Raw genomic sequence first — 13710 nt, 5'->3', positions numbered from 1 at the left:
CCTTCTCGACGCTGCGTAAGTTGTCAATATACTTACTAATATCGTCAGTTTGAGAAGAAGTGGACCAACTATGAAAATTGGCAAGCTAGTACAGTTACTTTTACCAAAAGTTTTGGAGTATTGTGAGCATCAAAGCCACAAAGAATTCGAACGACTATGTGACACCGACTACTCCAAGCGTACTTTTAACATTAACTTTCCTTTCTTGGTACCAATCAGCAATCTTCATTCGGATTTGTCTAAACGATACTGGACAAAAGCCTACTTGGTACGCGGGCAAACTGTTCGTGCATGTAGCCAATGGTATGAAAAAGACGCCATTTACTTTGCTAGATATCTGAAGCGCATTGGAGTCGAGTATGATGAATCTAAGCTAGAGAGTGACTTCCTCGAATTTAGAACGACACCATCGCGAAAGCTATCAACACCAACCGCCAGAGCCAATAGCCGCTACCGCGGTAATGCGATAGGCAATGCTCAAAACCTATTAGTGCGAAATATCCTTAGTAACCTTGGAACAGAGCAGTTTTCTGAAGAAGATTGGTTTGCAACCAAAGCTTACTTTAATCATCAGTGTGCGTATTGTGGTGAGGTGAAGGAACTGGTTATAGAACATGCAATCCCCATCAATAAGGTTTATCTAGGAGAGCATCGGCTTGGTAACTTGGTCCCGAGCTGCAAAGAATGCAACAGCGCAAAGGCAAGCAAAGACTTTCGTGAATTCCTGGAGGGGAGTGATGACAAGATTGCGGCAATTGAAGCTTATATGGATGAGAAAAACTACGTACCTCTCGAGAACAATGAGCAAGTGTCTATGATTCTTGAGATGGCATACCGTGAGGTTGGCACTGTGGCTGAGCGTTATATTTCTATTATCAATGAGCTATTTATACCGGAAGACGATAAGTAACATCGATAATACCTAGCGATTTAAACAAATTTAGATTTAAGGAGCCCGATGATGCCATTGCAAAATAGAGTAAGTCCAAGTGGTGAACTACTGACTGATAATGCTCGAGGTTCGTGGCTTGGGAATAGAGGGATTCTTCATAATGAAAAGAAAGAAATTATACGCCCTTGGAAGCATAAGAATTGGGTGCTTTGTGAACTGAGTTATAAAGAGCGTAGGCGTGAGGATTTTAGCCCAAATAGCTACTCCGAACTGTTTTTTCTTGATGAGGCCACGGGGTTGTCGGCAGGGCATAGACCTTGCGCCACGTGCAGAAGGCAAAGATTTGAAGAGTTTAAACAAGCGAGGAATGCAGCTCAGCTAAGTGAATTGAAAGTGGATGAAATAGATAAAATCCTTCATCAAGATAGAGCTGTAAGAGGAGGTAAAAAAGTTACGTATACCGATAAGCTTGCGAATTTACCTGATGGAGTGTTTATAGAGCTAGAAGGGAAGGCTTGGCTCTTTTGGGAAAAATAGCTGTGAGCTGCACGAATGGCGCCCAGATGGTTATAGAGCTCGAACAGAGATATGCGGTGATTTGAATGTTACGGTTCTAACTCCCAAATGTATGGTTGAAATCATCAACGCAGGGTTTATCCCACAGGTTGATGAGTCCGTTACGAGTTAGTCTCTTTCATCACCATATAACTGTGGTGATTAATAAGGTCTTTAACTGCCCACAGAGCTAGTTCTGGTTGATAAGCGGATAAACAGCTTCTCCCCAAACCTGGTCTGCAGAGTCCATCATGATTTCAATAATACTCGGAACCAGTTTTTCTAGAATACCGCAGCAGTCTTTGAGCTGCTGCCTATTTGCCGAGCTCAAGTAAGTAGCTCCGCCATGGATAAGCTGATTGCGTAAAGTGTATAGGCGAGAAAACAATATCGATAGCACTTTTTGCCGTATCGTTTTGACTCAGCGCTTTGTTAGCGGCAGCTTTGGCTTTGCTGCGTTCGTTCTTCCAGCTGTCTTCGGTAATTCGACCGGCATGATAATCCCAATATGCCTGGAGGATAAATTCATTATCCAAGATCACTCGCATAGTGTTGGAGTATTCATCCCAAACTAAATCATGTAACTGCGCTCGCTGATCACAAGTGATGAGCTTTTCTAAGAATTTGCCATAAAGACCTTGCTCGCCATAGTGTTGTCGCTGAGTAAACTCTTGCGCATAAGCCGAATTGAAGGCGATCCACAAAAAGATGAATTTAGAGTCATCATCGTCACAAACTTCCGACTTATTCAGCCAGCTCAAAGCTCGGTGAACGCGAAGGCTAAGATTTTGAGGGTAACTATTGCGTTCAGCTCTTTGGCGTTGCTTTAGTTCTTTGTAGGTTCTCATTTTTTGGCTCTAGATTAGACGCAAATACTTCTATCAGTATATAAGCATCTTGTTGCGCATTGTTTGATCTTTAGTGCAAGATTGTAAGGCAAAGATAGTGTTGAAATTCTAGCCGGCTAGAACACCTCAGTTCATCAAACGGTTAAGACATGTGAAAAGGAATAAGGTGATTACCAACAATTACTAAGTGAACAAGAGCAGCGAACCATAAATGAAGAGACGTTAACTGAAAGTTTGCAGCGACTCGAAGCAGTAAAACGGATCGAGTGACTCACGACGTCATCCACATACTGGTGAAGACGCAAGGTAATCCCAACAGGCATCATACTGCCAGGCAAACCGAACAGTTACATAAGGCAAGTGAAGAGTTTGGTGTCGTGGTCAGGTGCACAATAAGCTAAGCGATTGGCTCTCTGTTCCTGAAAGGACATCAATGGTCTATTTGGGCTTACAAGGATAGTGCGGGAATCAACAATAATCGCCGCTTAACGTCTATCAGAGCGAGTTGATTTTGGCTGATGCCAAACTGGCGGAAGTTATTAACTCGCTATGGTCAAAATCAACTCGGGCTTGATACTTCATTAAAGTTTTTCCTGCGGGCGCAATGTCGGATTATCCAAGTAAGGTATATGTTTCAAAATTGAAGCTGAAGCATGTTATCTCTACGCATTCAAAGCCTTAACCTTGGAATTTTGGGGATTCTAGCCTAGGCTCTGAATTAAAATAATAATCCAATTGTGCAGTGGCGCAAATTGATAATACTGCCCCACAAGTTAGGCTAGCGTAAATTACCGAACGACTATATGCACACAGCTAATTCTCGTTGGTTTTATCTGCTTCTCCGCACGTTCTTCAATGATTTAAATAAACGAGTTTTGAATATGGCAGGTGCTTCAATAGATGCGATTGGTGTGATTAACCAAATCAAAGATAATTTGACTGACCGTTATGACAATGGTTTTCCAGTACTTAAAGAGATTATTCAAAATGCCGATGATGCTGGCGCCAGTACCCTCACAATAGGCTGGAGCAAGGGCTTTGGTGATGCCGACAATGAATTGCTTAATGCACCTGCTATTTTCTTTGTTAACGATGCACCGTTAGAAGAGGAGCATCGCGATGCTATCCTATCTATTGCACAGAGCTCGAAAGCATCTTCAAAAACGTCGATCGGGAAATTTGGACTAGGCATGAAAAGCTTGTTTCACTTAGGTGAAGCCTTTTTCTTTATGTCGGAGCCGTGGCAAAAACAGCCTTGGGCAGCTGATGTCTTTAACCCTTGGGATAAATATCGCCCTAAATGGAACGAATTCACACATTCGGACAAACAACTTATTGAAAAGCGTTTAACCCCTTTGCTTGGAGAGCGAGATAAACCATGGTTTATTGTATGGGTTCCCCTTAGAACTCAAGCTCTTGTTGAAGCTAAAAATAATAATATGATCGTTAACAATGTCAGTAATGGTCATTCTTTGCCAGATTTTTTCTCAGAGCAGCATTTAGCAGAAAAAACATCTGAAATCTTGCCCCAGTTAAAGCATCTCAACGATATTGTTTTCTACAAAGAAGCCTTACACGGCCAGTTTGAAAATATGACTCACATTACTTTAACTCCTGAGTCGAGTCGAAGCGCATTTAATGGTGATGTTAGACTTTCCAATGGCATGGTTAGTGCTACATTTAGCGGAAAAATACGCGCAAAAGTACAAGAGAGTAGTCGTATTCTTGAATACGCTGGATGTGAGCAGATAATTTCCGATTCGCGATTAAAGACACTTAAAACGGCAGAAATGGGTTGGCCGAAAAGCTATCAGTTTGATAAGAATGCTCAAGAGCCAATAGAGGCTCTGGATAAAGCAGAGCAGCATGCTGCGGTAACCTTCTCTCGCTTTAAAACCAATGGACAAGCGTATTTACGAGCAAACTGGGCAGTATTTCTTCCTCTTGCGAATACAGATGAACTTGTGTCGATACCTATTGAAGGCGACCATGATTACAATCTGTATCTACATGGTTACTTCTTTGTCGATGCCGGTCGAAAAGGCTTACACGGTCATGAGCAATTAGGTCAGGTTATCTCACTTGATGGCGTCGAAAACGATGAAAAACGTCTTCGTCAAGTATGGAATGTCATTCTAGCGAGTGAGGGGACGTTTAATTTGGTACTAAGAGCATTAGATGCATTCTGCCGCCAATTTAGTATGTCCCAAAAAGCCATGTCTACACTCACGCGCGCATTGCATCAGCTGCTTTCACAGAAAGAAGAGTATAAGCGAGAAGTGGTAAAACTCTATAATTGGCTAGTCGATGTGGATGAAGATCGCACTTCATGGAAGTTATTGGACTCGTCAACATATTGTTTACCGATACCTAAGCCACTCAACAATGATCAATCACGTATTTGGTCTACTTTACCAAAACTTAAAGAGCTATCAGGGAGTAAATCTCTGTATCAAAGATGTGGTTATGAGTTTTTAACGTCGCAAAATACCGAAACTAACTGGACTCCTTCTCTGGTGGCTGAGGTGCTAGATGGCGATATTAGCCATGTTTTTGGTAAATCAATCTACATCGAATATTTAAATCAGTTTTTTGAGGTAACTAGATCTGAGATTTCAGAGGATGAGCTGAACAATTTGTTGCTGCCTTTGTTCAAAAACTCTTTGGTTCAGCAAAAATTGATGGAGCTTTCGGTTAACAAAGGGCTCGTAGCTACACTGTTTGCCAATGTGAGCACCGATAAATCTGTGGTTGTACCGATTGAAAAAGATGATCAAGAACTTTGGGAACAGATCTCACAACTTAACACTCAGAATCTATTGGTTCCAAAGTTTATTGCCAGAGAGCGTGTCGGGGAATATGCATTACTCTCGCAAGATGAGTTGTTATCCCTACTGACCTGTATAGATAGCTTTATCAATCAACACCAATCTAACTTCAGCAAAGAGCAGTCTTCGTCTTGCGATAAGATGATCGAATTTGTTATTACATCGGCTAGGTCGAACGTTGAAATTGATATTTCAACGTTTTTCCAGCGCTGTAGTCACTTAAAGTTGTTCAAGGTCGATTCAATTGGCGCGACTCAAAAAACGAAATATCGATCTCTTAATGAACTGTTGGACTTAAAAAGTAAGCGTCAGTTGTTCGTTAAGGAAGGACCTCGTGGTTTTGGTATGGGGTTCGCTAAAGAATTGGCGTTAGCGGTGCCAGATATTGAACTTTGTTTTATAACCCCAAAGCTTGTAGACATGCCAGAAGCGTTGCAAGGGGTTGGTGGGTGTACAGAAGCTAATTGTTTATATCTGCTTGCAACGTACCCTGCTCTTGGCTCCAAAGCAGGCCGTTTAGCATTACTCAAAGTACTGTCTAATGAGTTTGAGTCTTTGGATGAAAAGCGAGGTTTACGGTACTTGGTTCATGGTAGTCGAGAGGACGATCTAGAACATCCTTTGTGGAAAAGAAACAAATCCACAAAAGCTGTCTGGATGAAACTATGGCAAATGTGCCAAATGGATGAACTTCCTGCTTGGTGCCAACTGGACCCTGAGTTTGAACAGGCACTAAGAAATCAGCATGAAGAGTTTATTGGTGTAAAAGAGCAGTCTTACCAGGGCATCATGGAAGTGTATAGCTCAATGATGCCAACTTGTGACTTCTCTATATTTGAGCATTGGGAGTTAGAAACTCTCTTGGCTGATATTGGGACAGAAGGTCAAAGAGAATTGTGGCAGGCGATGCCTATTCACATCACTAGTACGAGGGATCGAGTAGCGATTACCACCGATTGTTTCATGGAAGGGATCTCTAACATACCATCCGACTTAAACGTGACAATTATTCAGCGTTCTGAGTCCAGTGAAGTCGCGGCATGCCAGCAAAAGTGGGTCAATAACGGTTTGCCCGTTGAACTGTTAGATATTGCATTGATGCAAGAAAAGCCTGCGAACTTCGCGTCGTTTATTATCGAGCAGTTGTGCATTATTCGATCTGAAGAAATGGACTTGTCCGTTGATCGACGCAGTAAAATAGAGGAGATACCATGGCTAACTCTCGAGAATTCAAGTCAATGTGTTGCGCCAAACCAGATATTGAAGTTTGGATTGAGCGACCTACCTGCGGCAGCTAAATTGTGCCGCGATTCTGATACTAGTCTGTATCATCTTTCACAGTTGTCTGGGGCACTGTTTCAGAACAAGGAGGCTAGGGCTGAGTTAGAGCGTTGGATTGTGAGCAGTAAAGTCAAAGTGGGGACACGATTGGTTTCTGAAGCAGCGAAAAAACGCGAGTATGCATTGGGCCAGTTGGAGTCAGTAACAGAAACTGTAGTTGCACAAGCGTGTTGTATTCCTTACCTGAGGGATCATTTTGTGGGTTGGCAGCTTCTTTCTGAGCTGTTTGATTCCAAATATCTTCTTGAGGTAGACAATAAACAACAAATGTTATGCACTGATGTCGATGCGACGCTGTTGTTTGCTTCATTAGAACAAACTGCTGACCTTACTCAAAACGACTTTGCTACCGAACTAAGGGTGCAATTGCTCAGTGCATTATGTAAAGCGGAAGGCGGTGTCGAGTTGCTGCCAGATGTGCGATTGAGAAGTCAACTAGGAGAATATGTTAGCGGGACTCAATTAGTGTTTGATGTCCCTCAAGTTGCTCCAAAATATCTTATTGATTCGGGTGAATACCAAGTCATTGAATTCTATTGCAGCAAGTCATTTGCGCAGGACTCTTCCTCTAAGTCCACCAACATTGTTGAACATGGCAACAATGCAGAAGTACTGAAAAGCTACTTCGAGGAGTGGGAAAGGCGAGTACCAAGGGATGCTATTGCGACATTCATGACGCCGTTCAGCAAACAAGATAGCGTTGAGAGTTTAGCGAAGTGCTATCTTGTTAATAACAGCTTAGAATCAATTCGAAAAATATATCAGAGTAAGTGGGACCCAATTAGCCGGGGGAGGGGGCCTTATTCTGGTCAACCTTTTACTACCTTATATAAAAGTGTCGATTTTGAATTGTCGATATGCGCTGAAAACGCCACTTTCATGACGTCTATCTTTGGTCAGCGAGTCGAGGTAGAGCTGATTGGCACACCAAGCTCACTATTAATTCATCAAAAATCTAACTCCAAGCTTAAACGCGTTGAACTAAGAAAAGTTGATGCGAAAAATACTGATAAAGAGCGTTTGATTCGTCTGTTAGCGAAAGGTGTAGAGGACCTATTTCAGGAAGTGTTTGGTGCTTCGTTGCGCTTTGAAAATGAGTTTCTTAAGAGTTTTGGTCATTCAGAGCAAACTGACATTCAAGTGGCGCGTCAAATCATTCTCAACAACTTGGTGCCTTTATTGGAACGTTTGCAAGTAAGGGAAGAAGGTTTGTCGGAACTGTTGCTTGAGTATAACAGGGAGACTAGAGTGCTTGCGAAAGCGGACCCATCTGCTCAGCAAGACCGAACCAAGCTATCAGCCGTGTTAGCGAAGATACAAAAGGTGATGGAAAGTAACACTAAAGTCCAAACCTTAGTGCTCAATGCGGTACGCAAAGAGATCAGCAAACATTTCCAGTACTCATCGAATAGTGTTCCTTTTGAGTTGTTGCAAAATGCTGATGATGCGTTGAGTGAGCTTGCGGATATGACGAAAGGCTCGGCAGAAATAATACCAAGGTTTGACGTTAACCTGGAAAATGGTGACGAGTTGAATTTTTGTCACTGGGGACGGGAAGTGAACTACTGTTCGAGTAGTTATGCTGCTGGTAAAAATAGGTTTGAACGTGATTTAGAGAAGATGGTGAGCCTTAATGTTTCTGACAAGGCTGAAGGTAAAACAGGTAAGTTTGGCTTAGGTTTCAAAAGTTCATTATTACTTTCAGACACGCCACGTATCGTCAGTGGTGATATTTGTGCTGAAATTCAAGCTGGAGTACTACCAAAAATACTAGAAAAAACATTGATGGCTTCGTTGACTGAAGTCACGGAAAGGCGAGCAATTAATAACCAAGCTCCTACCTTGATTCAACTGCCAAACTGTAAACTACCAGCAGAACAGTTAGTATCGGTTCTAAGACGCTTTGAGAGTAGCGCGGGTCTGTTAACGGTTTTTTCTCGCCATATCCGCCAAATCAATATCAACGGTAAGCGCTTTGAATGGGCCGGGGAAACACTAAGTAGTCTGCCGAGTTTAACGGTAGGTGATGTCAAGTTGCCGACGAATAAGTCCATTGAAAATGAAGTGAGTCTGCGAAGCAGTAAAGTTCTTGCGGTGACGACGGTTTCTGGTCAGTTTATATTTGCGCTAGATAATAGTGGCGTGGTGTCACTTGAAGACCGTAAGAAGCTGAGTAGTTTCTGGGTGCTTAACCCTATTGATGAAGAGCTTAAGCTAGGTTTCTGTATTAACGCACAATTTTCGGTCGATATAGGCCGTTCTCAGTTAGCGGTTGATAATGATGACAACATCGCTTTGGCTAAACAGCTTGGCCTGGAGCTTGCGGTTGTGTTCGAGGGAATGTATCAGCGGTCCAGTCGGTACTGGAATGAGTTTGCAGAAGAGTTGGGCCTTGGTCAAAAAGCGACGTTTACCGGATTTTGGCGTTCGGTTTGGAACGTAATGACCACACAATGGCCAAATCGATTAGGCGATGATGGTTCGAAAGCTGAATTGATAAAGAGTATGTTTACTTGTTCAAATGGCCTTCTTGATTTCTATAAACGCAACCCGGTTCTTCCTACCAAACTAGTCGGTGAAGAAAACAAACTTATCAATCTACAAAGTGTCGAAATTGGAGCTGGTCGATTGCTTAGTGCTGTTTTCTCTTCTTTAAACGGACATGAGCGCTTATCAAGGTTATCTGAGCAAAATCGAATTGTCGCAAATGAAATCTTTGAAGTGCTAGAGCTAATGGATTTTTCACCATTAAGTGGAGCTCTTCAGAAATTAGATCTGATTGAACTCATTAAAGATGACCTCCCGAATTACGACGTGCCACCTCAGAAGGCCTCTTATTATAGTCGTTTGTTTGAAGGCGACTTTGATGAGCGCATCTCGAAATCGAATGTCACCGTCATGGAAAAGCGTGAATTAGAGGAACTTCTCGCGAAAATGCGTTTCCTTAATCAAAGTGGTGTATATATATCGGCAAACAAGTTACTTGCTAAGGGCGTTACCGAATATGGTTTTCTTAGCCGTTTTGCGCCATTAACCTCAATGTTGAGTGAGCAGTACGACAGTGATGGTGTCAACCTTGTCAACCTAGTGCGCACTGAATCCGACTTTGACCCCTTTACTTGGGCCCATCAGATTGAAAGTGATGACAAAACGAAAGGTGGGAAGCAAGATGGTTTGTGTTCTTATATGGTTGATGGGTCGAATATAACTACTTTACTCGGTAAGCTTAGACAGAACCATCCAACTTTTTTGCGAGAAGGTATTTTTGACCCGAAGATGCTCGACCAGTGGCAATGGGACATAGATAAGCAATCTCGGTTTATTCGACTCTGGATCGACTCTGAAGAAGATAAGGCGCGACATGTCAGAAATGCTCAGAAAGAATTTATTCCTAATGTCAGTGATAGTGACACCATCTTAGAGAACATTGTGGAATGGTGGAACGAAACAAAGGACGATCATTTAACCGACCACGATAAATTGCTTTACGCCCAACCTATGCCTTGGACATTAATGGCGGAGGACTTTGGTTTAGAACAGACCGAAACTCGAAAAGGTTGGCTAAAACTATTCTACTTAGGCTGTTGCCAAACCTTGGCTTATTCCCACGACGCAGCAAATAGAAATGTCGTTGAATGGTTTGAAAATAATGGTTGGTGGGATCGACTTGCTGAAAATGGTGGGCCCAAACCAGAGTGTTGGACTCAATTGATGGAAGAGTATCTTCAAACCGCAAAGGTAAATGAACGCTATAGAGTATGGATACAGATTCTGCCTTTGTACCGTTTTGCTACAAAGCTAGCTGACTATGTTGATCTGTTTAGGAATGCAACGTTCATCAATAATCTAAATGACCTACTGCAACCGAATAGTTCAAACTTGTTATCTGGGTCTGGTATTGATATCACAGAGCTCAAGGGAACTCTAGGAATTGGGATTAACTTTATATTGAGAGAGCTCACCAGACACCATGTTATTGAGCCTGAACTCAGCGCTGCGATTCACAAGTTTGCGTTTGTTTTACCATTGAGGCTTAGAAGTTTGCTTAACAAAATTGGAGCTAACTTGGATATACAAGCCAATCCTGTTAACTCAGAACGTGCCCATAGTTTTTTCTCAGAAATACTCAATGAAGGTGACTGCCACTTTGGAATGAGTTTTGATATTCCATTTAGGGTACTGTTAGAAGACCGACAAGCGTTTAGACGCTGTTTTGACTTTGAACCGTTAGATTTAGCTGAGGTAGAACATGGATAATGTTGTTCGCGTTAATCATCCCAAGTTTGGATTAGGTACGGTTGAATTTGTAAAACCAGAGACGTCACTTGTTAGATTTGAACACGGGTTTGAAGAATGCCTAAACAGTGAGCTTGAGCCAGTTGCTGATCTAAGGTCAGACATTCAGTCTGGAAACGCAGTGAAGGCCACGGAATTGGCTTTGAAGTCATTAGCGAGTTCATTGAAGAGTATCAATGAAAGTTGGAGTGTATTCTCGAAATCAAACATTAATTTGTTGCCTCACCAGCTTTGGGTATGTCATCGAGTGTTAAGACAGTGGCCAACCAATCAGCTAATTGCAGATGATGTTGGATTGGGAAAAACGGTAGAAGCTGGATTAATCTTATGGCCTCTGATTGAAAGAAAAAGAGTCAAGCGTTTACTCATAGTGACCCCGGCCCCCTTGGTTGAGCAGTGGCATCAACGGATGCTAGAAATGTTTGATATTAGGCTCAGTATGTACTCACCGGAAAATGACACTGATCGAGTGGATTATTGGGGGGCTAACAATATGGTTGTGGCCTCTCTACCAACATTGAGAAATAACAAGAATGGTCGGTTAGAGCGCATGCTAAATGCAGAACCTTGGGATATGCTCATCGTGGATGAAGCGCATCATCTTAATTCTACTGAAGACAAAGGCGGAACACAGGGTTTTAGGTTGCTCCAGAGCCTTGTTGATAATGGCAAGTTTGAATCAAAGCTGTTCTTTACCGCTACCCCCCACAGAGGTAAGGAATATGGTTTTTTCTCTCTCCTTCAATTGCTAAGACCAGATCTTTTCAACGTTAAGAAAATGTCTGAGAAAGAAATGCGACCATTCGTTACAGATGTATTAATCCGCAATAACAAGCAGTCAGTCACGGATATGAATGGCGAGCGACTATTCAAGCCTCTTAGTGTTTCATCGCGAACTTATGCCTACAGTGAGCAAGAGCAGAGGTTCTACGATCTCCTTACTAAATTCATTATCTCTGGTCAGGCATATGCATCATCATTGAACTCACGAGATCAAAGGGCGGTAAAGCTAGTACTGACTGCAATGCAAAAGTTGGCTTCGAGCTCAGTTGCAGCTATCGAGCGTGCATTGAAAGGGCGAATAGAGAAGCAAAAACAAGGGCAGAAGCGACTGGAAGATATCGAGCTGTTACAAAGTGAATTGCTTGAACAGCTCGAGGTGGATGATTTGGGGGCAGCCAATCCTAGTTTTGCTGATGAGCTTGCTCGGTTGGAAGTTGAGTTTGTTGAAACATCGACCCGTGTGCAGTTGATGAATGATGAGCTTCCGCGTATCAAAGAATTGCTGGAAGCATGTCAAAATGTCAAATTTGAAACTCGAATCACGACCATCATGGATATTCTAGAGACAGAGTTCAAAGATAGAACGGTAGTGTTCTTTACTGAATACAAAGCAACACAGGCTCTCTTAATGGGTGCACTGAATAAAAAATATGGGGATGGTTGTGTTACCTTTATAAACGGCGAAAACAAGTTGTATAACGTGGCAAGTCAGCTAGGAGAATATGCCGATTACAACACAGACCGTTATACCGCGGCCAAAATGTTTAACGAAGGTAAAGTACGTTTCATTATATCTACTGAAGCTGGTGGAGAGGGTATTGATCTTCAAAAGAACTGCTTCTCTATGATTCACGTAGATCTTCCTTGGAACCCCATGAGGCTCCATCAACGTGTAGGACGTTTGAACCGTTATGGACAGCAAATGCCCGTAGAAGTAATCACGTTGCGAAACCCGGACACTGTAGAGTCCCGCATATGGGATTTACTCAACTCGAAGATTGATCTTATCATGCGTTCTGTAGTTGGAGCCATGGATGAGCCAGAAAACCTAATGGAGCTTATCTTAGGTATGGCTGACACCTCTCTCTTTAATGAGCTGTTTGCAGAAGCATTAATGCGAGACAAGGAAGACTCGCTTTCTTCCTGGTTCGACTATAAAACAAAAACGTTTGGTGGAGAGTCTATCGTACAAAAAGTGCAGGATTTGACGGGTCGCGCTGAAAGATTTGATTATCAGGATTTAGATGATGTTCCACGCTTGGATCTTGCTGACTTGAAACCTTTCTTTACTCAAATGTTGGCCTTGAATCAAAGGCGTTACAAGTTTGACGAATCTGGGGGAATGTCATTTCTGACGCCAGTTAGCTGGCTTGGTGAATTTAGAACGAAACGAGCATATGAACGTATCTATTTTGACCGTAAAGCTAAGCAAGTAGACTCCCAAGTCGATATTATGGGCTTCGGTCATCCTATGTTGTCGAAAGCAATCAATCAAGGTGAACAGATTACGGGAAGCTTTGCCTACGTCGAAAATATATCTAGCGATATGATTGTGTTTAAAATTCAGGATCAAATTACGGGGACAGACGCGTCAGTTAAAAGCAGCATAGTTGGTATAGCTGTTGATTTGGATATGCATTGTAATGTTGTAAAAGACGAAGAGTTAATTCATTTGTTAAATGAGATGATTAAAAACAATGCACCAGCAGATGTGCTAAGAGAGCCTAATGATTTGTTGTCTATTCTTGAAGTGGCTAAGGATTTTTTATCTGAACAAGTATTGAGCCTCGGGCTACCTTACAAGTTACCTACATTAGAGCCTTTGACTGCTTTCTATAAAGTCTAGGTATTAGAGAGCTAGACCACTTTATTCTGTCCCTGTATTTCAACGCAATTTATGTTTAACAGTGGAATGACTGTTGCGTGAAACCCGCGTATACCATTTCGTCATGGTCGCCTTCAAAGAGGATACAAAAGACGATTTCTGATTTGTGCTATGACAAAGGAACTCGTTATTAAACGATAAGAACTTCTTACCTCTCTAGAACAATAAACAAGTGTGCATGATCCTCGAGATGGCATACCGTGAGGAACGCACTGTGGCTGAGCATTATATTACTATTATCAACGAGCGATTTGTTAGTAGTGAGACTCAGAAAATTCTTAG

The 13710-nt window shown here is 42.2% G+C and carries 6 protein-coding genes; 4 read left to right on the top strand and 2 right to left on the bottom strand.

What is annotated here, in order from left to right:
- The first annotated feature begins 70 nt into the window (after positions 1 to 70).
- The gene (locus tag FKN16_RS05680) at positions 71 to 910 is read left to right on the top strand and encodes an HNH endonuclease signature motif containing protein (protein ID WP_170902234.1); all 840 of its coding nucleotides are present in this window, start codon (positions 71 to 73) and stop codon (positions 908 to 910) included.
- Positions 911 to 961: 51 nt separating this feature from the next.
- Positions 962 to 1429 (top strand): hypothetical protein, encoded by a 468-nt coding sequence (locus FKN16_RS05675; protein ID WP_249370510.1) that lies wholly within the window; start codon positions 962 to 964, stop codon positions 1427 to 1429.
- A 208-nt stretch (positions 1430 to 1637) separates the two neighbouring features.
- Here the strand turns inward: FKN16_RS05675 and FKN16_RS24490 are convergent, their stop codons facing one another.
- Entirely contained in the window at positions 1638 to 1778 is a 141-nt protein-coding gene (locus tag FKN16_RS24490) for a hypothetical protein (protein WP_249370509.1), read from the bottom strand.
- Positions 1762 to 2295 (bottom strand): HEPN domain-containing protein, encoded by a 534-nt coding sequence (locus FKN16_RS05670; protein ID WP_249370508.1) that lies wholly within the window; start codon positions 2293 to 2295, stop codon positions 1762 to 1764. Before FKN16_RS05670 ends, FKN16_RS24490 begins: the two co-directional genes overlap by 17 nt.
- Before the next feature lie 881 nt (positions 2296 to 3176).
- Here FKN16_RS05670 and FKN16_RS05665 point away from each other — a divergent pair.
- Positions 3177 to 10721 (top strand): hypothetical protein, encoded by a 7545-nt coding sequence (locus FKN16_RS05665; protein ID WP_170902232.1) that lies wholly within the window; start codon positions 3177 to 3179, stop codon positions 10719 to 10721.
- The gene (locus FKN16_RS05660; protein ID WP_170902230.1) at positions 10714 to 13389 is read left to right on the top strand and encodes a DEAD/DEAH box helicase; all 2676 of its coding nucleotides are present in this window, start codon (positions 10714 to 10716) and stop codon (positions 13387 to 13389) included. Before FKN16_RS05665 ends, FKN16_RS05660 begins: the two co-directional genes overlap by 8 nt.
- Positions 13390 to 13710: the final 321 nt, after the last annotated feature.

It is taken from the genome of Vibrio sp. 11-4(1) (assembly GCF_013048625.1).
Lineage (GTDB): Bacteria > Pseudomonadota > Gammaproteobacteria > Enterobacterales > Vibrionaceae > Vibrio > Vibrio diabolicus.
Note: the sequence above shows the minus strand (reverse complement) of the source record. Positions and strands in the feature narration are given on the sequence as shown.